Origin of the sequence: Cobetia marina (assembly GCF_001720485.1) — a bacterium.
Classification (GTDB): domain Bacteria; phylum Pseudomonadota; class Gammaproteobacteria; order Pseudomonadales; family Halomonadaceae; genus Cobetia; species Cobetia marina.
The window spans coordinates 219908-246597 of record NZ_CP017114.1; the positions used below are offsets into that span (position 1 = coordinate 219908).

Annotated in this window: 12 protein-coding genes, 2 tRNA genes and 6 rRNA genes; 16 read left to right on the top strand and 4 right to left on the bottom strand. The window is 58.4% G+C overall.

What is annotated here, in order from left to right; all coding sequences use genetic code 11:
- Positions 1 to 109: 109 nt before the first annotated feature.
- A complete protein-coding gene (locus BFX80_RS01005) occupies positions 110 to 901 on the bottom strand; it encodes an outer membrane protein assembly factor BamD (RefSeq protein WP_103751389.1) in 792 nt (263 codons plus the stop codon).
- 106 nt (positions 902 to 1007) lie between these two features.
- Here BFX80_RS01005 and rluD point away from each other — a divergent pair, with 106 nt between their 5' ends.
- The 5 genes from rluD to ilvN all read left to right on the top strand — a co-directional run bounded on the left by rluD (position 1008) and on the right by ilvN (position 8537).
- Complete coding sequence (gene rluD, locus BFX80_RS01010) at positions 1008 to 1961, top strand: 23S rRNA pseudouridine(1911/1915/1917) synthase RluD (RefSeq protein WP_077373483.1); 954 nt, start codon at positions 1008 to 1010, stop codon at positions 1959 to 1961.
- A gap of 39 nt (positions 1962 to 2000) precedes the next feature.
- Positions 2001 to 2780 carry a peptidoglycan editing factor PgeF gene (gene pgeF / locus BFX80_RS01015; RefSeq protein WP_077373486.1) on the top strand — a complete coding sequence of 260 codons (780 nt, stop codon included), beginning with the start codon at positions 2001 to 2003 and terminating at the stop codon, positions 2778 to 2780.
- A 327-nt stretch (positions 2781 to 3107) separates the two neighbouring features.
- Positions 3108 to 5744 carry an ATP-dependent chaperone ClpB gene (gene clpB, locus BFX80_RS01020; RefSeq protein WP_077373488.1) on the top strand — a complete coding sequence of 879 codons (2637 nt, stop codon included), beginning with the start codon at positions 3108 to 3110 and terminating at the stop codon, positions 5742 to 5744.
- 577 nt (positions 5745 to 6321) lie between these two features.
- Positions 6322 to 8046, top strand: coding sequence for an acetolactate synthase 3 large subunit (locus BFX80_RS01025; RefSeq protein WP_084207771.1), 1725 nt, complete (start codon positions 6322 to 6324; stop codon positions 8044 to 8046).
- Positions 8046 to 8537 carry an acetolactate synthase small subunit gene (ilvN, locus tag BFX80_RS01030; protein WP_043337227.1) on the top strand — a complete coding sequence of 164 codons (492 nt, stop codon included), beginning with the start codon at positions 8046 to 8048 and terminating at the stop codon, positions 8535 to 8537. Before BFX80_RS01025 ends, ilvN begins: the two co-directional genes overlap by 1 nt.
- 114 nt (positions 8538 to 8651) lie before the next feature.
- On the opposite strand, the gene ilvY is transcribed toward ilvN, so the two are convergent.
- Entirely contained in the window at positions 8652 to 9581 is a 930-nt protein-coding gene (ilvY, locus tag BFX80_RS01035) for an HTH-type transcriptional activator IlvY (RefSeq protein ID WP_084207772.1), read from the bottom strand.
- Positions 9582 to 9901: 320 nt separating this feature from the next.
- Between ilvY and ilvC the strand changes: the two genes are divergently transcribed.
- From ilvC to rrf (BFX80_RS01085), 10 genes are all read left to right on the top strand, one after another.
- Entirely contained in the window at positions 9902 to 10918 is a 1017-nt protein-coding gene (gene ilvC, locus BFX80_RS01040) for a ketol-acid reductoisomerase (protein WP_043337232.1), read from the top strand.
- 209 nt (positions 10919 to 11127) lie between these two features.
- Entirely contained in the window at positions 11128 to 11979 is an 852-nt protein-coding gene (pssA, locus tag BFX80_RS01045; protein ID WP_077373497.1) for a CDP-diacylglycerol--serine O-phosphatidyltransferase, read from the top strand.
- 631 nt (positions 11980 to 12610) lie between these two features.
- Positions 12611 to 14151 (top strand): 16S ribosomal RNA (locus BFX80_RS01050).
- Between the two features lie 242 nt (positions 14152 to 14393).
- Positions 14394 to 17282, top strand: a 23S ribosomal RNA gene (locus BFX80_RS01055).
- Between the two features lie 137 nt (positions 17283 to 17419).
- Positions 17420 to 17535 (top strand): 5S ribosomal RNA (gene rrf / locus BFX80_RS01060).
- 873 nt (positions 17536 to 18408) lie between these two features.
- Positions 18409 to 19949 (top strand): 16S ribosomal RNA (locus BFX80_RS01065).
- A 76-nt stretch (positions 19950 to 20025) separates the two neighbouring features.
- Positions 20026 to 20102 (top strand) — tRNA-Ile (locus tag BFX80_RS01070).
- A 39-nt stretch (positions 20103 to 20141) separates the two neighbouring features.
- Positions 20142 to 20217 (top strand) — tRNA-Ala (locus BFX80_RS01075).
- Positions 20218 to 20449: 232 nt separating this feature from the next.
- Positions 20450 to 23338: ribosomal RNA gene (locus BFX80_RS01080) — 23S ribosomal RNA — on the top strand.
- A 138-nt stretch (positions 23339 to 23476) separates the two neighbouring features.
- Positions 23477 to 23592: ribosomal RNA gene (gene rrf / locus BFX80_RS01085) — 5S ribosomal RNA — on the top strand.
- Together the 16S, 23S and 5S rRNA genes with 2 tRNA genes alongside form the textbook arrangement of a ribosomal RNA operon.
- Before the next feature lie 657 nt (positions 23593 to 24249).
- Here the strand turns inward: rrf (BFX80_RS01085) and BFX80_RS01090 are convergent.
- On the bottom strand, positions 24250 to 25146 hold the full coding sequence (locus BFX80_RS01090; protein ID WP_077373522.1) for a Tim44 domain-containing protein: 897 nt from the start codon (positions 25144 to 25146) through the stop codon (positions 24250 to 24252).
- Positions 25147 to 25220: 74 nt separating this feature from the next.
- On the opposite strand from BFX80_RS01090, the gene BFX80_RS01095 reads away from it, so the two are divergent.
- Positions 25221 to 25826 (top strand): isochorismatase family protein, encoded by a 606-nt coding sequence (locus BFX80_RS01095; protein WP_240499636.1) that lies wholly within the window; start codon positions 25221 to 25223, stop codon positions 25824 to 25826.
- A gap of 40 nt (positions 25827 to 25866) precedes the next feature.
- On the opposite strand, the gene yaaA is transcribed toward BFX80_RS01095, so the two are convergent.
- Entirely contained in the window at positions 25867 to 26655 is a 789-nt protein-coding gene (gene yaaA / locus BFX80_RS01100; RefSeq protein WP_077373525.1) for a peroxide stress protein YaaA, read from the bottom strand.
- Positions 26656 to 26690 lie beyond the last annotated feature (35 nt).

Below are 26690 nucleotides of genomic sequence, written 5' to 3' on the forward strand. Positions count from 1 at the left end.
AGCCGCTGAAAGCGCCTGAGTCCGACGATTCTGGCCATGCTGACAGCACGAAAAAAGCCCGTGATCGGTGATCACGGGCTTTTCGATGGTGAGGCGGGAAGCCTGATCGTCAGACGGTCAGGTCATCCGCCTTCACGTAGCGCGGCTCGAAGGTACGGCCATCCAGACGCTTGTTGTCCGGATCATTCTGGATCAGCACCTTGAGCGTCTCGCTGGCGCGGTCGCGCAGACCGAGGCCCAGATAGCCTTCGACCATCACGGCCAGCGCATCGCGAGTGGCAGGAGTGTTAGGGTAGTGCTCGATCACCCACTCGCCACGCTTCACGGCGGCCAGATAGGCCTGCTTGCGCAGGTAGAAATCGGCAGTCTGCAGCTCGCCACGCGCGAGTACGTTGCGCAGATAGATGATGCGCTGACGCGAATCTGCGGCGTAGGTGCTGTTGGGGAAGCGGCGCACCAGTTCGCCGAAGTCGACGTAGGCGTCCCGCGTCGCACCGAGATCCCGCTTGGAGATGTCGATCAGGTCCAGCGATTCCAGGCTGAAGCGCCCTGCACTATAGGCTGCCAGTCCACGCATGTAGTAGGCATAATCGACCTGCGGGTGGTCCGGGTGCAGCCGAATGAAGCGGCTGGCCGCCGCGCGTGCGGCTTCCCAGTTGTCCACCTGGTAGTAGGCGTAGATCAGCTCCAGCTGCGACTGTTCGGCATAGCTGCCGAACGGGAAGCGAGTATCCAGTGCTTCAAGTTGCTGCACGGCGGAGTTGAAGCGGCTGGTATCCAGGGAAACCTGAGCCTGACGGTACAGCTCCTGCTCCTGAAGATCCGGTGCCGGCTCGTTGGACGCACAGCCGACCAGCAAGGTGCTGGCCAGGGCGAAGGCAGTCAAGGGAAGGGCGCGCATCGGTTTCCTCATCTCGGGCAATCCATGGCGGGCATGCTAGAATCCGCCGATCCGCACTCACTATAAAGCAAAGGCCCTTTCCTGCGAAACGGCCTCAGAGAGCAATATGGCAGACACCATCAACCGCGAAGAGCGGATCCCGGAGGCGATGATTGGCATGCGCCTTGATCAGGCCTGCGCCGAGATCTTCTCCGACTATTCCCGCGAGCGCCTCAAGCACTGGATCAAGACCGGTGCCTTGACCCTCGACGGTGCCGCCGTCAAACCCCGCGAGAAGGTCTATGGCGGTGAACGTCTGGCCCTGACCGCCGAGCTTGAAGAAGAAGTCAGTCATGGCCCCGAGGACATCGAGCTCGAGATCGTCTTCGAGGATGACGACGTGCTGGTCATCAACAAGGAGCACGGCATGGTCGTGCACCCGGGGGCCGGCAATCCGGATGGCACGCTGCTCAATGCCATCCTGCACCATTGTCCGGGCAATGCCATGCTGCCGCGTGCCGGTATCGTGCATCGTCTCGACAAGGACACCAGTGGCCTGATGGTGGTCGCCAAGTCGCTGACCGCCCAGGCGGACCTGGTCGAGCAGCTGCAGGCGCGTACCGTGTCTCGCGAGTACGATGCCGTCGTGACCGGTGTGCTGACGGCGGGCGGTACCGTGGATGCGCCCATCGGGCGTCACCCCAAGGATCGCAAGCGTCAGGCCGTGACCCATAGCGGCAAGATGGCGATCACGCATTTTCGCGTGGTGGAGCGCTTCCGGGGTCATACCCATATCCGCTGCAAGCTGGAAACCGGGCGTACCCACCAGATCCGTGTGCACATGGCGCACCAGCGCTATCCGCTGATCGGGGACCCGGTCTACGGAGGCCGTCTGAAGCTTCCGCCGGGGGCCAGTGACCCGCTCAAGGAGCTGCTGCGTCAGTTCCCGCGTCAGGCGCTGCATGCCCGTCGCCTCGCCTTCATCCACCCGATCACGGGCAAGGAAGTCGAATTCCGCGCCGAGATGCCGGGTGACATGCTGGTCTTGATCGACTATCTCAAGGAAGACATCGCCCGCTGAGGGGCTCGGTTCGCGTATCCCATCGCGCCAGGAGAGGTTATGCACGACGACAGTCTACGCCCGACCCTGATTCTGCCGGACTGGCCAGCACCCAGTCCGGTGCAGGCCTTCGTGACCACGCGTGAGAGCGGCCCGAGTCAGGGGCCATACGCTGGCTTCAATCCGGCGCGGCATGTCGGGGATGATCCGGCGATGGTCGCGCGGGTGCGTGACCTGCTCGCGGCCGAGGTCGATGATGGTCGTCCACTGGCGTGGCTGGATCAGGTGCATGGGACTCAGGTGGTGGATGCCTTTGACGTCTGTCACGCCGATGAGCGCCATGAGGCGGTGCCACCACGTGCTGACGCCTGCATCAGTACCGGTACGGGGCAGGCCTGCGTGGTGATGACGGCGGACTGCCTGCCGGTGCTGTTCTGTGATCGACAGGGGACGCGGGTCGGGGTGGCGCATGCGGGCTGGCGTGGCCTGGTGGAAGGTGTGCTGGAAGCCACTGTCGCCCGTCTTGGAGATGACCCGGGCGAGCTGATGGCCTGGCTGGGTCCGGCGATCTCCAATGCCCAGTTCGAGGTCGGCCCCGAGGTGCGTGACGCCTTCATCGCGGATCTCCCCGAGGCCGACGACGCCTTCGAATCCAGCCCCTATCGGCTGGGCCACTACATGGGCGACCTCTACAAGCTGGCTCGCCTGCGGCTGGAGCGTGCGGGGGTCGGCCATGTCAGTGGCGGTCACTTCTGTACCGCCTCGGAATCGCGCTTCTACTCCCATCGCCGTGATGATGGCGTGACGGGGCGAATGGCCACGGTGATCTGGTTACGCTGATAGCATGAAGTGGAGACCTGGCCGCCGCGATGCACCGACGCTCGGCAAGCCGAAAGACGAAAGCGCCCCGTTGACCTGATCACTCAGGTTGGCGGGGCGCTTTTCCGTGTCGAGCGGAAGCCCCTGGCGACATCTTCAGGCGCTGAGGGCCAACCTGCTGCTGGGGAACCTGATCTGGATCATGCTTCGCGGACAACATGCTGCGTTGCCGCAAATCACGCCTTGAAAGCGACCCCCCAGCCCCCCATCTCTAGGGTTAGATACGAAATGTTACAGGCGAAGCTCCTGAGAAGAGGAGTACCGCCATGACTCTCAGGAGAAGGCACCATGCGCATCGACAAACTCACCAGCAAGCTGCAGAACGCGCTTGCGGATGCCCAGTCGCTCGCCGTCGGGCGAGGCCACAATGAAATCCATCCCCAGCACCTGCTGCTGGCCCTGCTGGAGGACCGCGATGGCGGTCTCAAGGCGTTGGTCAACAAGGCGGGCGGTGATGCCACCAGCTTGATGAGCGGGCTCAAGCGTCAACTGGATGACCTGCCCACCGTGTCCCAGTTCGACGGCAATGTCGCGCCTTCCCAGGCGCTCGGCAAGCTTCTGAACCTGGCCGACCGCGAAGCCCAGAAACGCGGCGATCAATACATCGCTTCCGAGCTCGCGTTGCTGGCCGCGCTGGAGCTGGGCGGTGATCTCGGCAAGTTGTTCACCTCCTCGGGCATCAAGAAGCCCGCCCTGACCTCCGCCATCGATGCACTGCGCGGTGGCGAGGCGGTGGGAGATGCCGACGCCGAGAACAATCGAGAGGCACTCAACAAGTACACGATGGACCTCACCCAGCGTGCGCGCGACGGCAAGCTCGACCCGGTGATCGGGCGTGACGAGGAGATTCGCCGCACGATTCAGGTCCTTCAGCGTCGCACCAAGAACAACCCGGTATTGATCGGTGAGCCCGGTGTCGGCAAGACCGCCATCGTCGAGGGGCTGGCCAGCCGTATCGTCAATGGTGAGGTGCCGGAAGGCCTCAAGAACAAGCGTGTGCTGTCTCTCGACATGGGCTCGCTGCTGGCGGGGGCCAAGTTCCGCGGTGAGTTCGAGGAGCGCCTCAAGTCCGTCCTCAAGGAGCTGTCGCAGGAAGAAGGCCAGGTCATCCTGTTCATCGATGAGCTGCACACCATGGTCGGCGCGGGCAAGGCCGAGGGCGCGATGGATGCCGGCAACATGCTCAAGCCGGCGCTGGCGCGTGGCGAGCTGCACTGTGTCGGTGCCACCACGCTTGACGAGTATCGCCAGTACATCGAGAAGGATGCCGCGCTGGAGCGTCGTTTCCAGAAGGTGCAGGTGGATCAGCCCAGCGAGGAGGACACCATCGCCATCCTGCGTGGCTTGAAGGAACGCTACGAGGTGCACCATGGGGTGGATATCACTGACAGTGCGATCATTGCGGCCGCGCGCCTCTCATCGCGCTACATCACGGACCGTCAGCTGCCTGACAAGGCGATCGACCTGATCGATGAAGCCGCGTCACGCATCCGCATGGAGCTGGACTCCAAGCCGGAGGAGATGGATCGTCTCGACCGCCGTCTGATCCAGCTCAAGATGGAACGTGAAGCCCTCAAGAAGGAGACCGACGAAGCGGCACTCAAGCGTCTCGGCGCGCTTGAGGACCAGATCGCGGAGCTGGAACGCGAATATGCCGATCTCGATGAGGTCTGGAAGGCCGAGAAGGCCAGTATCCAGGGGGCAGCGCAGTTCAAGGCCGAACTGGAACAGGCGCGCATCGATCTGGAACAGGCGCGGCGTGCCGGCGACCTCAGCCGCATGTCGGAACTGCAGTACGGCGTGATTCCGGGGCTCGAGAAGCAGATCAGCGAAGCCGGCGAAGGCGAGGCGGATACCTCCGCCCACGTGCTGCTGCGCTCCAATGTCACCGAGGAGGAGATTGCCGAGGTCGTCTCGCGCTGGACCGGCATTCCGGTCTCCAAGATGCTCGAAGGCGAGCGCGACAAGCTGCTGCGCATGGAAGAGGCGCTGCACGAGAAGGTGATCGGTCAGGACGAGGCGGTGATCGCGGTGGCCAATGCGGTGCGTCGCTCACGCGCCGGGCTATCGGACCCGAATCGCCCCAACGGCTCCTTCCTGTTCCTCGGCCCGACCGGGGTCGGCAAGACGGAGCTCTGCAAGTCGCTGGCCAGCTTCCTGTTCGATACCGAAGAGGCAATGGTGCGCATCGACATGTCCGAGTTCATGGAGAAGCATTCCGTGGCCCGTCTGATCGGCGCGCCTCCCGGCTATGTCGGCTATGAAGAGGGTGGCTATCTGACCGAGGCCGTGCGTCGCAAGCCGTACTCCGTGCTGCTGCTCGACGAGGTCGAGAAGGCGCATCCGGATGTCTTCAATATCCTGCTGCAGGTATTGGAAGATGGCCGCCTGACCGATGGGCAGGGGCGTACCGTCGACTTCCGCAATACCGTGATCGTGATGACCTCGAATCTGGGGTCCGAGATGATCCAGCGCATGAGCGGTCTCAATGGCGAGCTGGCGGACGAGGAAGACACGCAAGAGAGTGTCGATCGCAAGGCGGCCTTCCAGTACGACGACATGAAGACGGCGGTCATGGAAGTCGTGGGCAATCACTTCCGGCCGGAGCTGATCAACCGCATCGATGAAGTGGTGGTCTTCCACGCGTTGGGGCAGGCGCAGATCGCCTCCATCGCCGGTATTCAGCTCGAGCGGCTCAAGGCGCGGCTGGCCGAACGTGATCTCGGCTTCGAGATCACTGATGCCGCGATGGCGCTGCTGGCCAAGGCAGGCTTCGATCCGGTCTACGGTGCGCGTCCGCTCAAGCGCGCCATCCAGAGCCGTATCGAGAACCCGCTGGCCCAGGCGCTGCTGGGCGGTGAATTCGTGCCCGGTGACGTGATCCAGGTCGGCGAAGAGGGCGGAGAACTGACCTTCACGCGCTGAATCGCGCGCCCGTGAGTGACGCCCCACCGTGACGGAAGTCTGTCTTCCACTTGCGGTGGGGCGTTTTCGTGTCTGTCGTCTGGGCGCAAAATGACAACCCGGCGGCAGGGATGCTGAAAATCACGAGGCAGAAAATTGCGAATTAAATGCCATCTGTGAGGTTTTACGCACGCATATGGCCGGATTTCCCGTTATCGGTGTGGCATTTGGCGTAGGCGGCGCACACTGGCGTAAGGTTGAGTTGACAGCCCCTTGCGGCTGTTGGACTCTTGACCATTCCTGATTGCGGGCGTGGCCATTCGGGCGACCCTCGAAGCGCCACGTGAAGGACAGACGCTGAGTCGCTGTCCGCCTGTCGAAGGATATGCCGATCAGGGTACGCCAACCGTACCGATCGGCCATCAGCCCCGACCGCATCCAACCGATGCGACAAGAGTGCAGGCCCTAACCGGGCCGCAGACGCCAGGGTTTGGCATCAGGTGCCGCAACTGTTGCGGTAGCGACATTCAGGTCGCACTCGATCCGGCTTGCGTATTGCTGCCGGACGCACTCGAGACCTCCAGGGGAGAACAACCAAGTGGAATTGCTTTCCGGCGCTGACATGATCGCCCGCGCGCTGCATGACGAGGGCGTGGAGTATATATACGGCTATCCCGGTGGAGCGGCGCTGCACATCTATGACGCCCTGTTCCGTCAGGACAAGGTCCAGCACATTCTGGTCCGCCACGAACAGGCTGCTACCCACGCAGCCGATGGCTACGCACGCGCTTCCGGCAAGCCCGGAGTCGTGCTGGTCACCTCAGGCCCCGGCGCGACCAATGCCGTGACCGGTATCGCCACGGCCTACATGGACTCGATTCCCATGGTCGTGCTGTGTGGCCAGGTCGCCAGCCACCTGATCGGTGAAGACGCCTTCCAGGAAACCGACATCGTCGGTGTGACTCGCCCGATCGTGAAGCACAGCTTCTCGATCAAGCATCCGAGCGAGATTCCCGAAGTCATCAAGAAGGCCTTCTATCTGGCCTCCAGTGGTCGCCCGGGGCCGGTCGTCATCGATATCCCGAAGGACATGACCGCCCCGACCGAACGCTATGAGTACAGCTACCCCAAGAAGGTACGCATGCGCTCCTACAGCCCGGTCACCCGTGGCCACAGCGGCCAGATCAAGAAGGCCGTCGAGCTGATGCTCAAGGCCCGCCGCCCGCTGTTCTTCACCGGCGGTGGCGTGGTCTCCGGTCGTGCCAGCGAAGCGCTGACCGACCTGGTGCGCCGTCTGAACTTCCCGATCACCACCTCGTTGATGGGCATCGGTGCCTATCCGCAGGGCGATCGCCAGTGTCTGGGCTGGCCCGGCATGCACGGCTCCTATGAGTCGAACAATGCCATGCACCACACCGATCTGATCATCTGCATCGGCGCGCGCTTCGATGACCGCGTGACCAACAACACCTCGAAGTTCTGCCCGACGGCCAAGATCATCCACGTCGACATCGACCCGAGTTCAGTCTCCAAGACCGTGCGCGCCGATGTACCGATCGTCGGTCCGGCCGATGCCGTGATCAACGAGATGATCAGCCTCGTGCAGGGTCGTGAGCTGGCCAACCCCGATGCACTGGAGGCCTGGTGGACCCAGATCGATGGCTGGCGTGCCGAGCGTGAAGGCAAGCTGTATGAGCCGTCCGCCCCGGGCGAGCCGCTCAAGCCGCAGCAGGTGGTGGAAGCCGTGCACCGCGCGACGCGTGGCGAAGCCTTCGTCGCCACCGATGTCGGTCAGCACCAGATGTTCGCCGCCCAGTACTACAAGTTCCAGCGCCCCAACCGCTGGATCACCTCCGGTGGTCTGGGCACCATGGGCTTCGGCTTCCCGGCGGCCATGGGCATCAAGATGTCCTACCCGGATGACGATGTGGTGCTGTTCACCGGGGAAGGCAGCTTCCAGATGATGATGCAGGAGTTCTCGACCTGTAAGCAGTACGGGATCGGGGTCAAGATCATCAACCTCAACAACCAGTCGCTGGGCATGGTGCGTCAGTGGCAGGACCTGAACTACAAGTCCCGTCACTCGCATTCCTACATGGAGTCGCTGCCTGACTTCGTGCAGCTGGCGGGCGCCTATGGCTTCCGTGCCATCAAGGTGCACACGGTGGAGGAGCTCGAACCTGCGCTGGAAGAAGCCTTCCGCAACAAGGACGAGCTGGTGTTCCTCGACATCTATGTCGACCCGCGTGAACACGTCTATCCGATGCAGGTGCCTCTCGGCTCCATGCGTGACATGCTGCTTACGAAGACGGAGCGGACCTGATGCGCCATATCATCTCCATTCTGATGGAAAACGAACCGGGCGCGCTGTCACGGGTCGTCGGCCTGTTTTCACAGCGCAATTTCAACATCGAGACCCTCAACGTGGCCCCGACCGAGGACGCGACCCTGTCACGTCTGACCGTCACCACGGTCGGCGAAGATCGCGTCATCGAGCAGATCACCAAGCACCTCAACAAGCTGGTGGATGTGGTCAAGCTGGTGGATCTCACCGAGGGCAGCCACATCGAGCGCGAGCTGATGCTGGTCAAGGTCAAGGCGTTGGGCGCCCAGCGTGACGAGATCAAGCGCACGGCGGACATCTTCCGTGCCCAGATCGTTGACATCACGCCGAGCCTCTACACCATCCAGATCACCGGTGACGGTGGCAAGCTGGATGCCTTCCTGGCGGCGATGCAGCCGGTAGGCGTGCTGGAAGTGGCACGTACCGGGGTCTCCGGCATCGCCCGCGGTGAGAAGGTGTTGAGCCTGTAAGACGGTGATTGTGGAAACGCAAGACAAGAACGGCGCCCCTCGGGGCGCCGTTTTCGTTGTGGCGTGGGGCAGGCCATATAGCGCAATGTTCCGTGGCGCAGGGTCACTGCGTCATCACTCCTCTGGCCGTCGCGGGGTACCGGGCAGCTGTTCCCAGAGTGCGCGTACCAGTGGATGTCGAAGACGTTTCTCCTGTACGCACAGCCCGACCTTGTAGGGGGTCAGCGGCGGATCGACATCGAGGATGCGCACCTGATCGGCCAGCGGGGAGTTGTCGAGCACGATCTGCGGCACCACGCCGATCCCGAAGCCCAATCCGACCATGCTGACGATGGCCTCGTTGCCGGCAACCTGGGCATACAGGCGCGGCTTGATGCCACGAGTATGGCACCAGGCATCGAAGCGCTCGCGCGCCAAGCCGGTCTCGGAGAGGATCATCGGGACGCGCGCCCAGTCGATGTGGTCGTCCCCCGCTGACGAATCGTCCGCCTCGCCGATGCCTTCCAGCTGATGGCCGGGGCCATCACGACGCGGGGCAATGAAGCGCAGCGGCGACTCGGCGAAGTCGGTGAAGGCCAGGCGCGAGGGCAGCACGTCCGGGCGTGCGGCGATCGCCAGGTCCTCGTGGCCCATCAGCACGCGCTCCAATGCCACGGCGGGGTCACCGGTATGCAGTTTGAGCTCCACATGCGGATGGCGGGCCCGGAAGGAGGCGAGAATCTCATACAGGAAGCTGTAGCTGGCGGTCACCGAGCAGTACAGGGATAGCTCGCCACGCAGTTCGTCGCTGTCTTCTAGCAATGACTGACGAATGTCATCCCATTGACTCAGGAGTTCGCGAGCATGACGACGGAAGCGCTCTCCCGCCGGTGTCAGTGCGACGCTGCGGTTGTCGCGCTCGAACAGGCTGACGCCCAGTTCCTCTTCCATGGCGCGAATGGCACGTGACAGGGCAGAGGCGCTCAGGTGCAGGGCAGTACTGGCGCGTCCGAAATGCAGCGTTTCGGCGAGGGTTAGGAATTGCTTGAGTTGACGATTGTCCATGCCGGAGTCCGCTGTCGATGAGTGCTGAAGGGGGAAATGCCTTGTGTTGCGCCATATGGCATATGATGGTGCAAATATAGCATTTTACGCAATGTCGAGGTGCGGGTAAGGTGGACTCATCGCCGCGCAGGAGGAGGACGGCAGACCTTGATCCAAGGCGCACGACCTCCCAGGGACGCAGAGCGGTCAGGATAGATGGCCGTCGGCGTTGGACACTGACATACGCCCTTCCCTCGCGGGAAGGGTCGCAAGAACAACAGACACTCTTTCAAGATCTCACGCCATCCCACTGACGGGGTGAGCCGCCAGGAGCAATGACGATGAAACTCTATTACGACAAGGATTGTGACCTCTCCCTCATCCAGGGCAAGAAAGTGGTCATCCTCGGTTACGGTTCCCAGGGCCACGCCCACGCGAACAACCTGAAGGAATCCGGCGTCGACGTCACCGTAGCCCTGCGTCGCTCTTCCTCCAGCTGGGCCAAGGCCGAAGCGGCTGGCCTGAAGGTTGCTGAAGTCGAGGAAGCGGTCAAGGCGGCCGACCTGGTCATGATCCTGGCGCCGGACGAGAACCAGAAGGCCATCTACGAGAACCAGGTGGAACCGAACCTGAAGCAGGGCGCGACACTGGCCTTCGCTCACGGCTTCAACGTCCACTACAACCAGGTCGTGCCGCGTGCTGACCTCGACGTCATCATGATCGCGCCGAAGGCACCGGGTCACACCGTGCGTTCCGAGTTCGTGAAGGGCGGCGGTATCCCGGACCTGATCGCCATCCACCAGGATGCGACTGGCCAGGCCAAGGACATCGCACTGTCCTACGCGGCAGGCGTCGGCGGCGGTCGTACCGGCATCATCGAGACCACCTTTAAGGACGAGACCGAAACCGATCTGTTCGGTGAGCAGGCTGTCCTGTGTGGTGGCGCGGTCGAGCTGGTCAAGATGGGCTTCGAGACCCTGACCGAAGCCGGCTACGCACCGGAAATGGCCTACTTCGAGTGTCTGCACGAGCTCAAGCTGATCGTCGACCTGATGTACGAAGGTGGCATCGCCAATATGAACTACTCCATCTCCAACAATGCGGAGTATGGCGAGTACGTGACCGGCACCGAAGTCATCAACGAGCAGTCCCGTGTCGCCATGCGCAATGCACTCAAGCGCATCCAGAGCGGTGAATACGCCAAGATGTTCATCCAGGAAGGCAACACCAACTACCCGTCCATGACGGCCCGTCGTCGTCAGAACGCCGAGCACCCGATCGAACAGACTGGTGAGAAGCTGCGCGGCATGATGCCGTGGATCACTGCCAACCAGCTGGTCGACAAGTCACGCAACTGATCCTGCCAATTGGATCCGGCGTGAAATGAGCGGGGCGCTCTCCATCAGGAGGGCGCCCCGCTTGCGTTGTTGCTCTATAAGCGCTATCGAATGGGGGAGGGAAGTGACAGTCGACGGTGAGGCCGCTAGGGTGTCACTACTATTCGCGCTCACTGGCAGGTGTAGAATGTGGTTACCCTGCCACGACGAGGCATGATGCAAGGAATCCCATGACTGACGAAAATCGACATCCCGGCGCAGAAGATGCCCCCGAAGAACCGACCCGCCGTAGCAGTTCCGTGCTGGACAAGGTGGTGGAAGAATTCACCGACGACAGCGAAGTCGTGGAAGAGGCCATCGAGGATGGCAAGCCCGTTCGTCGGCGTGGCATCTACCTGCTGCCCAACCTGTTCACCACGTCGGCATTGTTCTCTGGCTTCTTCGCTGTGGTATGTGCGCTGAACGGCGAGTTTGCCAATGCCTCCATCGCCATCTTCGTCTCGATGGTGCTGGATGGTCTCGATGGACGTGTGGCTCGCCTGACCAATACGCAAAGCGCCTTTGGTGCGGAGTACGACAGCCTGGCGGACATGTTGTCCTTCGGCGTGGCACCGGCACTGGTCACCTTCAGCTGGATTCTGCAGGATGTCGGCAAGATCGGCTGGATCGCCGCCTTCGTCTATGTCGCGGGCGCGGCGCTGCGCCTGGCGCGCTTCAATGTCCAGATAGGCTCCACCGACAAGAAGTGGTTCATCGGCCTGCCCAGTCCGGCAGCGGCGGCACTCGTGGCTGGTTGTGTGTGGACCATGCACAACTTCGACGCCGAGACCTTCGCCTTCAAGTCGCTGATGGTCTTCGTGGTCGCGGCTGCCGGTATCCTGATGGTGTCGAACATCCGCTACTACAGCTTCAAGGAGATCGACCTCAAGGGGCCGGTGCCCTTCGTCGCGCTGCTCGCCATCGTGCTGGCCTTCGTGGTCATCTCGCTGGAGCCGTCCGTGATGCTGCTGGGCCTGTTCGGTTGCTATGTCGCCAGTGGCCCGATCATGGCACTGGGCCGCAAGCTGCGCGGCAACAAGTAAGCGCCAGCTGCCATTGGTGTGATGATCGATATTCGGCCCCGCCATTTCTGGCGGGGCCGAATGCGTTTCTGGCCAGGCAAGAGATGTGTCAGCAAGCGACGGCGAGATGAGGCCAAAGGAGCAAGAAGAGGTGATGAGAGAATAGGTGTCGCCCGCATGTCCTCGAAATGACAATCGATGGAAAAAGCCCTTGTGCTCAGCCCGGTTCGTGCGTAAAGTACGCATCCGCTGCCGGGGACGCATGGCGTTACCAGCGGTGAAAGAGGTTTGCAGGTGATTGTTTTGTTTGATGTTTTTGAAGTCCGCTTCCAAATCATCAGTTGACAATCCCGGGCGATTCGCTAGAATACGCCACACTCCTTACGGAACAGGTGATCGAGCAACGCTCCTCACCGCTGGATGATGCTTAGAGGCAGTCGATTGACTCATCATCAAGTGCTTGACTTCTCAGGCGTTCCGGATAGAATATGCCTCCTCGCTTAACAGCGACGCTCTTTAAAAATTTGATCAGGTAATTCGTGTGAGCGCTTGCCGATGAGTGGTGACAAGGTCACCAAATATCGGAGCAAGCCTCTCACGAGAAGTTTGACTCTGAACCAAGTTTGGTCTGCTTAACAGACTATCAAGCTTTCAACTGAAGAGTTTGATCATGGCTCAGATTGAACGCTGGCGGCAGGCTTAACACATGCAAGTCGAGCGGAAACGATTCTAGCTTGCTAGAAGGCGTCGAGCGGCGGACGGGTGAGTAATGCATGGGAATCTGCCCGATAGTGGGGGACAACCTGGGGAAACTCAGGCTAATACCGCATACGTCCTACGGGAGAAAGCAGGGGATCTTCGGACCTTGCGCTATCGGATGAGCCCATGTCGGATTAGCTTGTTGGTGAGGTAACGGCTCACCAAGGCGACGATCCGTAGCTGGTCTGAGAGGATGATCAGCCACACTGGGACTGAGACACGGCCCAGACTCCTACGGGAGGCAGCAGTGGGGAATATTGGACAATGGGCGAAAGCCTGATCCAGCCATGCCGCGTGTGTGAAGAAGGCCTTCGGGTTGTAAAGCACTTTCAGCGAGGAAGAACGCTTCGGGATTAATACTCCCGAGGAAAGACATCACTCGCAGAAGAAGCACCGGCTAACTCCGTGCCAGCAGCCGCGGTAATACGGAGGGTGCAAGCGTTAATCGGAATTACTGGGCGTAAAGCGCGCGTAGGTGGCTAAGTCAGCCAGGTGTGAAAGCCCCGGGCTCAACCTGGGAACGGCATCTGGAACTGCTTGGCTAGAGTGCAGGAGAGGAAGGTAGAATTCCCGGTGTAGCGGTGAAATGCGTAGAGATCGGGAGGAATACCAGTGGCGAAGGCGGCCTTCTGGACTGACACTGACACTGAGGTGCGAAAGCGTGGGTAGCAAACAGGATTAGATACCCTGGTAGTCCACGCCGTAAACGATGTCAACTAGCCGTTGGGTCCCTTGAGGACTTAGTGGCGCAGCTAACGCAATAAGTTGACCGCCTGGGGAGTACGGCCGCAAGGTTAAAACTCAAATGAATTGACGGGGGCCCGCACAAGCGGTGGAGCATGTGGTTTAATTCGATGCAACGCGAAGAACCTTACCTACCCTTGACATCCAGAGGACTTTCCAGAGATGGATTGGTGCCTTCGGGAACTCTGAGACAGGTGCTGCATGGCTGTCGTCAGCTCGTGTTGTGAAATGTTGGGTTAAGTCCCGTAACGAGCGCAACCCCTATCCTTATTTGCCAGCGAGTAATGTCGGGAACTCTAAGGAGACTGCCGGTGACAAACCGGAGGAAGGTGGGGACGACGTCAAGTCATCATGGCCCTTACGGGTAGGGCTACACACGTGCTACAATGGCAAGTACAAAGGGTTGCAATACGGCGACGTGGAGCCAATCCCATAAAGCTTGCCTCAGTCCGGATTGGAGTCTGCAACTCGACTCCATGAAGTCGGAATCGCTAGTAATCGTGGATCAGAATGCCACGGTGAATACGTTCCCGGGCCTTGTACACACCGCCCGTCACACCATGGGAGTGGACTGCACCAGAAGTGGTTAGCCTAACCTTCGGGAGGGCGATCACCACGGTGTGGTTCATGACTGGGGTGAAGTCGTAACAAGGTAGCCCTAGGGGAACCTGGGGCTGGATCACCTCCTTATCGACACTGTCTATCGCTCGCGGCAAGTGCTCACAACGAATTACCTGATCTTATTGCTGGCTTAGCCGGCAGTGGCAAGCGTGCTCGATAGAGCGCGCTTCTCACTGTTCTCTGAACAGCCGCTCTTTAACAATGTGAATCATGCTGACGATGGAATGTGCGCCAAGCACATCTCCATCAAAACGATATGTCGGAGAGGTCCGACAGATTCGTAATCCTTGACAGACCCCTTGGGGTTATATGGTCAAGCGATTAAGCGCATACGGTGGATGCCTTGGCAGCCAGAGGCGATGAAGGACGTGATAGCCTGCGATAAGCGTTGGCGAGGTGGCAAATACCCTGCGACCCAACGATTTCCGAATGGGGAAACCCACTCACCATCAGGTGAGTATCTATAGGCCAATACATAACCTATAGAGGCAAACCCGGGGAACTGAAACATCTAAGTACCCGGAGGAAAAGAAATCAACCGAGATTCCCCAAGTAGCGGCGAGCGAACGGGGACCAGCCCTTAAGCGATACAACTGATAGACGAACAAGCTGGGAAGCTTGACGATACAGGGTGATAGTCCCGTAGTCGAAGTCTGAGTATCGTGAAATCGAGTAGGTCGGGGCACGAGAAACCTTGACTGAACATGGGGGGACCATCCTCCAAGGCTAAATACTCCTGGCTGACCGATAGTGAACCAGTACCGTGAGGGAAAGGCGAAAAGAACCCCGGCGAGGGGAGTGAAATAGATCCTGAAACCGTATGCGTACAAGCAGTGGGAGCACCTTCGTGGTGTGACCGCGTACCTTTTGTATAATGGGTCAGCGACTTATATTCTGTGGCGAGCTTAACCGTATAGGGGAGGCGTAGCGAAAGCGAGTCTTAACTGGGCGACCAGTCGCAGGGTATAGACCCGAAACCGGGCGATCTATCCATGGCCAGGGTGAAGATTGAGTAACATCAATTGGAGGCCCGAACCCAAGTATGTTGAAAAATGCTGGGATGAGCTGTGGATCGGAGTGAAAGGCTAATCAAGCCCGGAGATAGCTGGTTCTCCTCGAAAGCTATTTAGGTAGCGCCTCACGTATCACCGCTGGGGGTAGAGCACTGTTTCGGCTAGGGGGTCATCCCGACTTACCAACCCGAGGCAAACTCCGAATACCAGTGAGTGCAGCGTGGGAGACACACAGCGGGTGCTAACGTCCGTTGTGAAAAGGGAAACAACCCAGACCGTCAGCTAAGGTCCCAAAATCCTGATTAAGTGGGAAACGATGTGGGAAGGCTCAGACAGCTAGGAGGTTGGCTTAGAAGCAGCCATCCTTTAAAGAAAGCGTAATAGCTCACTAGTCGAGTCGGCCTGCGCGGAAGATATAACGGGGCTAAATCAGGTACCGAAGCTACGGGTTCATCCTTATGGATGAGCGGTAGAGGAGCGTCGTGTAAGCCAATGAAGGTGGATTGAGAAGTCTGCTGGAGGTATCACGAGTGCGAATGCTGACATGAGTAACGATAAGGGGAGTGAAAAACTCCCCCGCCGGAAGACCAAGGTTTTCTGTTCTACGTTAATCGGAGCAGAGTGAGTCGGCCCCTAAGGCGAGGCGGAAACGCGTAGTCGATGGGAAACGGGTTAATATTCCCGTACCGGATGTGGTTGCGATGGGGGGACGAAGAAGGCTAGGTGAGCCAGGCGTTGGTTGTCCTGGTGAAAGCATGTAGGCCGAGGAATCAGGCAAATCCGGTTCCTCTGAGGTCGAGATGCGAGACGAACTGACCACGGTCAGGAAGTCATCGATGCCACGCTTCCAGGAAAAGCCTCTAAGCTTCAGATCACATGCGACCGTACCCCAAACCGACACAGGTGGTCAGGTAGAGAATACCAAGGCGCTTGAGAGAACTCGGGTGAAGGAACTAGGCAAAATGGCACCGTAACTTCGGGAGAAGGTGCACCGGTTCGAGTGAAGGACTTGCTCCGTAAGCTCTTACCGGTCGAAGATACCAGGTGGCTGCAACTGTTTATTAAAAACACAGCACTCTGCAAACGCGCAAGCGGACGTATAGGGTGTGACGCCTGCCCGGTGCCGGAAGGTTAATTGATGGGGTTAGGATTCGTCCGAAGCTCTTGATCGAAGCCCCGGTAAACGGCGGCCGTAACTATAACGGTCCTAAGGTAGCGAAATTCCTTGTCGGGTAAGTTCCGACCTGCACGAATGGCGTAATGATGGCCACGCTGTCTCCACCCGAGACTCAGTGAAATTGAAATCGCAGTGAAGATGCTGTGTACCCGCGGCTAGACGGAAAGACCCCGTGAACCTTTACTATAGCTTTACACTGGATGCTGATGTTGTCTGTGTAGGATAGCTGGGAGGCTTTGAAACCACGTCGCCAGATGCGGTGGAGCCAACCTTGAAATACCAGCCTGACATCATTGGCGTTCTAACTCAGGTCCGTCATCCGGATCGAGGACAGTGTATGGTGGGTAGTTTGACTGGGGCGGTCTCCTCCTAAAGAGTAACGGAGGAGCACGAAGGTACCCTCAGCACGGTTGGAAATCGTGCATTGAGTGCAAGAGCATAAGGGTGCTTGACTGCGAGACAGACACGTCGAGCAGGTACGAAAGTAGGTTCTAGTGATCCGGTGGTTCTGTATGGAAGGGCCATCGCTCAACGGATAAAAGGTACTCCGGGGATAACAGGCTGATACCGCCCAAGAGTTCACATCGACGGCGGTGTTTGGCACCTCGATGTCGGCTCATCACATCCTGGGGCTGAAGTCGGTCCCAAGGGTATGGCTGTTCGCCATTTAAAGTGGTACGCGAGCTGGGTTTAGAACGTCGTGAGACAGTTCGGTCCCTATCTGCCGTGGGCGTCGGAAGTTTGAGAAGAGCTGCTCCTAGTACGAGAGGACCGGAGTGGACGAACCTCTGGTGTTCGGGTTGTCATGCCAATGGCATTGCCCGGTAGCTACGTTCGGACGGGATAACCGCTGAAAGCATCTAAGCGGGAAGCCCCCTTCAAGATGAGACTTCCCTGAGGCCTTGCGCCTCCTGAAGGGCCCTTGAAGACTACAAGGTTGATAGGCTGGGTGTGGAAGCACAGCAATGTGTTGAGCTAACCAGTACTAATTGCCCGTGAGGCTTGACCATATAACACCCAAGGGGTTTGCTTAGGTAAACGCCGGGATTGCGACAGGATCGACGACATATCGGTCAGCATGATTCATATTGCGAGTCGCGAGGCCACAAGCCTCGGGACTCAGGCACCGCAAGGTGCCACCGTTTCGCCTGACGACCATAGCGAGCGTGAACCACCCGATCCCATGCCGAACTCGGAAGTGAAACCGCTTAGCGCCGATGGTAGTGTGGAGTTTCTCCATGTGAGAGTAGGTCATCGTCAGGCACTTATACTGAACCGCCCCTGCAGCCCAGCTGCAGGGGCGGTTCTCTTTGTGCGCGGAAAAAGTGGTGCTTGGAGAGGTGGTGCACAGAAAAATGGCGCACTGGAATGTGATACCAGAATCTTGGTGATCTTCGACGTGCCAGGTGAACGTACAAGTCTTCATACGCTTCGAGTGGGGAGGGCGCACGGCCCTGGTGGTGCTCACACCGCATGGGTAAAGATATTGTCTCGTTCCAGGTCGGTAATGGGGTGTGGAAAACTTTCATTGAGCGGCTCATGTCAGGTTATCCACACCCCTTTTTTTCCAGGTGTGACTCTCGGGAATCATCAGAGCGATCGATCAGGCCCGCTTCTTTACCATGATGTCGTCCTGAATCGTGACGGCTGAAAGCGCCGAACACTGCATGGCTGGATGCTTTTTGAAGAAAGCGCTTGCACTTGCAGAGGTGAATGCGTAAAGTACGCATCCGCTGCCGGGGACGCATGGCGTTACCAGCGGTGAAAGAGGTTTGCAGGTGATTGTTTTATTTGATGTTTTTGAAGTCCGCTTCCAAATCATCGATTGACAATCCCGGGCGATTCGCTAGAATACGCCGCACTCCTTACGGAACAGGTGATCGAGCAACGCTCCTCACCGCTGGATGATGCTTAGAGGCAGTCGATTGACTCATCATCAAGTGCTTGACTTCTCAAGCGTTCCGGATAGAATATGCCTCCTCGCTTAACAGCGACGCTCTTTAAAAATTTGATCAGGTAATTCGTGTGAGCGCTTGCCGATGAGTGGTGACAAGGTCACCAAATATCGGAGCAAGCCTCTCACGAGAAGTTTGACTCTGAACCAAGTTTGGTCTGCTTAACAGACTATCAAGCTTTCAACTGAAGAGTTTGATCATGGCTCAGATTGAACGCTGGCGGCAGGCTTAACACATGCAAGTCGAGCGGAAACGATTCTAGCTTGCTAGAAGGCGTCGAGCGGCGGACGGGTGAGTAATGCATGGGAATCTGCCCGATAGTGGGGGACAACCTGGGGAAACTCAGGCTAATACCGCATACGTCCTACGGGAGAAAGCAGGGGATCTTCGGACCTTGCGCTATCGGATGAGCCCATGTCGGATTAGCTTGTTGGTGAGGTAACGGCTCACCAAGGCGACGATCCGTAGCTGGTCTGAGAGGATGATCAGCCACACTGGGACTGAGACACGGCCCAGACTCCTACGGGAGGCAGCAGTGGGGAATATTGGACAATGGGCGAAAGCCTGATCCAGCCATGCCGCGTGTGTGAAGAAGGCCTTCGGGTTGTAAAGCACTTTCAGCGAGGAAGAACGCTTCGGGATTAATACTCCCGAGGAAAGACATCACTCGCAGAAGAAGCACCGGCTAACTCCGTGCCAGCAGCCGCGGTAATACGGAGGGTGCAAGCGTTAATCGGAATTACTGGGCGTAAAGCGCGCGTAGGTGGCTAAGTCAGCCAGGTGTGAAAGCCCCGGGCTCAACCTGGGAACGGCATCTGGAACTGCTTGGCTAGAGTGCAGGAGAGGAAGGTAGAATTCCCGGTGTAGCGGTGAAATGCGTAGAGATCGGGAGGAATACCAGTGGCGAAGGCGGCCTTCTGGACTGACACTGACACTGAGGTGCGAAAGCGTGGGTAGCAAACAGGATTAGATACCCTGGTAGTCCACGCCGTAAACGATGTCAACTAGCCGTTGGGTCCCTTGAGGACTTAGTGGCGCAGCTAACGCAATAAGTTGACCGCCTGGGGAGTACGGCCGCAAGGTTAAAACTCAAATGAATTGACGGGGGCCCGCACAAGCGGTGGAGCATGTGGTTTAATTCGATGCAACGCGAAGAACCTTACCTACCCTTGACATCCAGAGGACTTTCCAGAGATGGATTGGTGCCTTCGGGAACTCTGAGACAGGTGCTGCATGGCTGTCGTCAGCTCGTGTTGTGAAATGTTGGGTTAAGTCCCGTAACGAGCGCAACCCCTATCCTTATTTGCCAGCGAGTAATGTCGGGAACTCTAAGGAGACTGCCGGTGACAAACCGGAGGAAGGTGGGGACGACGTCAAGTCATCATGGCCCTTACGGGTAGGGCTACACACGTGCTACAATGGCAAGTACAAAGGGTTGCAATACGGCGACGTGGAGCCAATCCCATAAAGCTTGCCTCAGTCCGGATTGGAGTCTGCAACTCGACTCCATGAAGTCGGAATCGCTAGTAATCGTGGATCAGAATGCCACGGTGAATACGTTCCCGGGCCTTGTACACACCGCCCGTCACACCATGGGAGTGGACTGCACCAGAAGTGGTTAGCCTAACCTTCGGGAGGGCGATCACCACGGTGTGGTTCATGACTGGGGTGAAGTCGTAACAAGGTAGCCCTAGGGGAACCTGGGGCTGGATCACCTCCTTATCGACACTGTCTACTGCTCGCGGCAAGTGCTCACAACGAATTACCTGATCAAGTTAGTTTATCGAGTAGTAGTGTCGGGTCTGTAGCTCAGTTGGTTAGAGCGCACCCCTGATAAGGGTGAGGTCGGCAGTTCAAATCTGCCCAGACCCACCAAAAGCTTCGTGCTTTTGTCGACACGGTTTGCCGACTTTTGGGGCCATAGCTCAGCTGGGAGAGCGCCTGCCTTGCACGCAGGAGGTCAGCGGTTCGATCCCGCTTGGCTCCACCATCAAGTTCCGGTTCAAGCTTCTACTACCTGATAATGCTGACAGTTCACAGTGACAAGCATATCGCCTTCCTCGAGAAGGTTGTGTGACTTCTCACTGTTCTCTGAACAGCCGCTCTTTAACAATGTGAATCATGCTGACGATGGAATGTGCGCCAAGCACATCTCCATCAAAACGATATGTCGGAGAGGTCCGACAGATTCGTAATCCTTGACAGACCCCTTGGGGTTATATGGTCAAGCGATTAAGCGCATACGGTGGATGCCTTGGCAGCCAGAGGCGATGAAGGACGTGATAGCCTGCGATAAGCGTTGGCGAGGTGGCAAATACCCTGCGACCCAACGATTTCCGAATGGGGAAACCCACTCACCATCAGGTGAGTATCTATAGGCCAATACATAACCTATAGAGGCAAACCCGGGGAACTGAAACATCTAAGTACCCGGAGGAAAAGAAATCAACCGAGATTCCCCAAGTAGCGGCGAGCGAACGGGGACCAGCCCTTAAGCGATACAACTGACAGACGAACAAGCTGGGAAGCTTGACGATACAGGGTGATAGTCCCGTAGTCGAAGTCTGAGTATCGTGAAATCGAGTAGGTCGGGGCACGAGAAACCTTGACTGAACATGGGGGGACCATCCTCCAAGGCTAAATACTCCTGGCTGACCGATAGTGAACCAGTACCGTGAGGGAAAGGCGAAAAGAACCCCGGCGAGGGGAGTGAAATAGATCCTGAAACCGTATGCGTACAAGCAGTGGGAGCACCTTCGTGGTGTGACCGCGTACCTTTTGTATAATGGGTCAGCGACTTATATTCTGTGGCGAGCTTAACCGTATAGGGGAGGCGTAGCGAAAGCGAGTCTTAACTGGGCGACCAGTCGCAGGGTATAGACCCGAAACCGGGCGATCTATCCATGGCCAGGGTGAAGATTGAGTAACATCAATTGGAGGCCCGAACCCAAGTATGTTGAAAAATGCTGGGATGAGCTGTGGATCGGAGTGAAAGGCTAATCAAGCCCGGAGATAGCTGGTTCTCCTCGAAAGCTATTTAGGTAGCGCCTCACGTATCACCGCTGGGGGTAGAGCACTGTTTCGGCTAGGGGGTCATCCCGACTTACCAACCCGAGGCAAACTCCGAATACCAGTGAGTGCAGCGTGGGAGACACACAGCGGGTGCTAACGTCCGTTGTGAAAAGGGAAACAACCCAGACCGTCAGCTAAGGTCCCAAAATCCTGATTAAGTGGGAAACGATGTGGGAAGGCTCAGACAGCTAGGAGGTTGGCTTAGAAGCAGCCATCCTTTAAAGAAAGCGTAATAGCTCACTAGTCGAGTCGGCCTGCGCGGAAGATATAACGGGGCTAAATCAGGTACCGAAGCTACGGGTTCATCCTTATGGATGAGCGGTAGAGGAGCGTCGTGTAAGCCAATGAAGGTGGATTGAGAAGTCTGCTGGAGGTATCACGAGTGCGAATGCTGACATGAGTAACGATAAGGGGAGTGAAAAACTCCCCCGCCGGAAGACCAAGGTTTTCTGTTCTACGTTAATCGGAGCAGAGTGAGTCGGCCCCTAAGGCGAGGCGGAAACGCGTAGTCGATGGGAAACGGGTTAATATTCCCGTACCGGATGTGGTTGCGATGGGGGGACGAAGAAGGCTAGGTGAGCCAGGCGTTGGTTGTCCTGGTGAAAGCATGTAGGCCGAGGAATCAGGCAAATCCGGTTCCTCTGAGGTCGAGATGCGAGACGAACTGACCACGGTCAGGAAGTCATCGATGCCACGCTTCCAGGAAAAGCCTCTAAGCTTCAGATCACATGCGACCGTACCCCAAACCGACACAGGTGGTCAGGTAGAGAATACCAAGGCGCTTGAGAGAACTCGGGTGAAGGAACTAGGCAAAATGGCACCGTAACTTCGGGAGAAGGTGCACCGGTTCGAGTGAAGGACTTGCTCCGTAAGCTCTTACCGGTCGAAGATACCAGGTGGCTGCAACTGTTTATTAAAAACACAGCACTCTGCAAACGCGCAAGCGGACGTATAGGGTGTGACGCCTGCCCGGTGCCGGAAGGTTAATTGATGGGGTTAGGATTCGTCCGAAGCTCTTGATCGAAGCCCCGGTAAACGGCGGCCGTAACTATAACGGTCCTAAGGTAGCGAAATTCCTTGTCGGGTAAGTTCCGACCTGCACGAATGGCGTAATGATGGCCACGCTGTCTCCACCCGAGACTCAGTGAAATTGAAATCGCAGTGAAGATGCTGTGTACCCGCGGCTAGACGGAAAGACCCCGTGAACCTTTACTATAGCTTTACACTGGATGCTGATGTTGTCTGTGTAGGATAGCTGGGAGGCTTTGAAACCGCGTCGCCAGATGCGGTGGAGCCAACCTTGAAATACCAGCCTGACATCATTGGCGTTCTAACTCAGGTCCGTCATCCGGATCGAGGACAGTGTATGGTGGGTAGTTTGACTGGGGCGGTCTCCTCCTAAAGAGTAACGGAGGAGCACGAAGGTACCCTCAGCACGGTTGGAAATCGTGCATTGAGTGCAAGAGCATAAGGGTGCTTGACTGCGAGACAGACACGTCGAGCAGGTACGAAAGTAGGTTCTAGTGATCCGGTGGTTCTGTATGGAAGGGCCATCGCTCAACGGATAAAAGGTACTCCGGGGATAACAGGCTGATACCGCCCAAGAGTTCACATCGACGGCGGTGTTTGGCACCTCGATGTCGGCTCATCACATCCTGGGGCTGAAGTCGGTCCCAAGGGTATGGCTGTTCGCCATTTAAAGTGGTACGCGAGCTGGGTTTAGAACGTCGTGAGACAGTTCGGTCCCTATCTGCCGTGGGCGTCGGAAGTTTGAGAAGAGCTGCTCCTAGTACGAGAGGACCGGAGTGGACGAACCTCTGGTGTTCGGGTTGTCATGCCAATGGCATTGCCCGGTAGCTACGTTCGGACGGGATAACCGCTGAAAGCATCTAAGCGGGAAGCCCCCTTCAAGATGAGACTTCCCTGAGGCCTTGCGCCTCCTGAAGGGCCCTTGAAGACTACAAGGTTGATAGGCTGGGTGTGGAAGCACAGCAATGTGTTGAGCTAACCAGTACTAATTGCCCGTGAGGCTTGACCATATAACACCCAAGGGGTTTGCGCAGGCAAACCGCCGGGATTGCGACAGGATCGACGACATATCGGTCAGCATGATTCATATTGCGAGTCGCGAGGCCACAAGCCTCGAGACTCAGGCACCGCAAGGTGCCACCGTTTCGCCTGACGACCATAGCGAGCGTGAACCACCCGATCCCATGCCGAACTCGGAAGTGAAACCGCTTAGCGCCGATGGTAGTGTGGAGTTTCTCCATGTGAGAGTAGGTCATCGTCAGGCACTTATACTGAACCGCCCCTGTAGCCTTGCTGCAGGGGCGGTTCTCTTTGTGCGTGAAAAAGTGGCACGAAAGAGAAGAGAGACAAAGGAAAGACTGCGTCGTGCTTGCCAGGGGAAGCCGTAGACGGGGAGCAGAGTTCCAGGGAGTCGCAGGGGGCAAGAGAGCAAGAGGGTGTGGAAAACCTCGCTGCACGATTCCTCAGGGTATTCACATCGTGCCTGTCGAGGTGATGCACGTGAGCGCCGTGAGGCTCGCATGAGTCCGTTGTTTCCGAGAGCGGAGGAAGTGCTATGGCGGCTTCTCTTTATCGAGTGTCAGGCGTCGCGGGTTTCGCACCTCGGAGTTGCTCGACTTTTTCTTCATCAGGGTGAACTAAAGCGTCATGCCAGACTCTGAGTAGGTGAGTTTCGACGTTCCCTTGCTTAGAAACTTGTCTGTGCTATCCCATCAGCAGACTTTTTGAGATATGGCACTCCTGCCTTGCAGTCGAGCAGCCAGTCCGCCGGCCACTTCCCCAGTGGCCGGTTTTTTTATGTCTGCCGTCTGGCTCCTTGCCTTGCAGGCAAAAAAAAGTGGCCGGATGAGTGATCATCCGGCCGCTCTGGTATCTGATGGAGTCCTCAGTGTGAAGACCGCATCAGGGAGGGAGGAGCTGTTTAGCTGTTCTGCTCGATACCCTGAATGTACCAGTCTGCACCATCGCGCAGCTCACGGACCAGGTGCCAGGTCTCGTTGAACTCGTTCTGCTCGCCATTCTCGTCGAGCACGCCGTGGAACAGCACTGTCGCTTCCGCCTGCTTGCCGATTTCCTGCACGCTGCCCAGTTCAGCGAACAGACGCACGACTTCGGTACGGTTGTTGGCTGGCTGCTGAGCGCGTTCTTCGCGCAGCATGTTGTAGAGCTCCGGCGTCACGTATTCCTGGATGCGCGGCAGGTCATTGTTGTCCCAGGCGCGTTGCAGGGTCATGAAGTGCTCCTTGGCACCACCGAGGAACTGTTCCTTGTCGAACCAGGCCGGCTCACTGACGGGAGCTCCGCCGCCCAGCCCTGCACCGATACCGCCAGCAGGCGCCAGCGACTCGCCCTGCTCCTGGTGCGCTTCACGTGCCTGCACGTTACGTGGCTGATCATCGTGACGGGGGGAGGCGCTACCGCTGCCTGCCGGCCCGCCGCTCGCCATGGCGGCCTTCTTGCGCGCGCTCAGGAACTTAAAGGCGATGAAGGCGATCACCGCGATGATCAGGAAGTCTGTCATGCGCAGACCATCGAAGGCGCCGCCGAAGAACAGCGATGCCAGCAGTCCGCCTGCCAGCAGACCTGCCAGCGGGCCGGCAAACTTGGACAGACCGCTGGAGGGCTTGGACTTCGCTGCAGTGCTGCTGTTGGTGGCCTTGTTGCTGCCAAATAGTGAGCTGGAGGATTTTCCGCTGTCAGCGGATCGTGAGTAGCTACCGAAACTCTTGCCGCCGCCGAGGCGCTTGGCCTCCGCGTGTTCGACGCTCAGACCGAAGCCGAGCAAGCCGACCATCAGCATGATGAACAGATGGCGCATGTGGGATCTCCTTGGATGCGCTAGCGTGTAAGTGGAAGCCCCATTCTAGCCCTAGAATCGACGTGGGAGGACCAATGGACGACGAAAAGTCTCAACACCTGATGGCGAGGCGGTCATTGTTGTTGCTGATCGACTTTCAGGCCCGCCTGATGCCGGTACTGAGTGGCGGAACCGAAGCCATCAACAGTGCCATCTGGCTGGGCGGCATCGCCCAGGCGCTGGAAATTCCCGTGTGGCTGACGGAGCACTGTCCGGACAAGCTGGGCGAAAGTGCTCCCATGACACACTTGCTGAGCGAGCGAACCCGCTGCTTCACCAAGCGCAGCTTCAGCGCGCTGGAGGCGCAGGATTTTCGAAAGGCGCTGGAGCAGAGCGGATGTGATCAGCTGGTGGTATGTGGTGCCGAGGCGCATGTCTGCGTGATGCAGACCGTGCTGTCACTATGCGGTGCGGGGTATCGAGTGGCGCTGGTAGCTGATGGTGTCGCCAGTCGCCGCCCGCGTGAGGCAGCATTGGGAGTGACCCGCTGCGAGGCGGCGGGGGCCAGTGTCGTCAGCGCCGAGATGGTGGCTTACGAATGGCTTGGAAGCGCGGATCACGTCCTTTTCGGTGATATTCATCGCCGTTATCTCAAACCCCGGGCAGGAGAGCACCTGGCGTTCCCCGGGTTGGGTGGGTGAGTCGCAGGGCGACCTGCAAGGGCGACCTGCAGGACGCGCGTCAGGCGCGTGCCGCGTCGGCTTCACTGCGCGTGAAGACCAGCGTATCGCCCTCTGAGGCGGCATTGGAGAAGCGGTAACCGGCCACATCGAAGTCCTTGAGGTCCTCGGCCGTCTCGATATCGTGCTTGAGCATCCAGGCGCTCATCAGGCCGCGTGCACGCTTGGCGTAGAAGCTGATGATCTTGGACTGACCATTCTTCTCGTCCTTGAAGACCGGCGTCACGATACGGTGGCGGAATGCCTTGGCGTCGATGGCCTTGAAGTACTCGTTGGAGGCCAGATTGACCAGTATCGGCGTGCCACTGTCTTCGACGGCCTGCTCCAGTGCCGGCGTCAGCGTCTTGCGCCAGTAGGCGTAGAGGTCCTTGCCGGCCGGGTTGCTCAGGCGGGTGCCCATCTCCAGGCGATACGGCTGGATGAGATCCAGCGGGCGCAGTAGCCCGTAGAGGCCGGAGAGAATGCGCAGCCTGTGTTGCGCGCGCTCGAATTCTTCCTCGCTGAACGTTTCTGCCGCCATGCCCTGATAGACATCTCCCTGAAAGGCCAGTACCGCCTGCTTGGCATTGTCTGGCGTGAAGGGGGGCTGCCATTCCTGAAAGCGAGCGGCATTGAGGCCGGCCAGCTTGTCGGAAAGCTTCATGAGGCTTGCGATGTCCTGCGGTGATTGCTCGCGCAGGATATCGATCAGTGGTTGAGCCTGATCAAGAAAGTCGGGTTGGGTATGACGGGAGGTCACGGGGGCGCTGTCGAAATCCAGCGACTTGGCGGGCGAAATCACACTCAGCATGAAGACCTCCTGACAGGGGAAAGGTCTCAGTATAT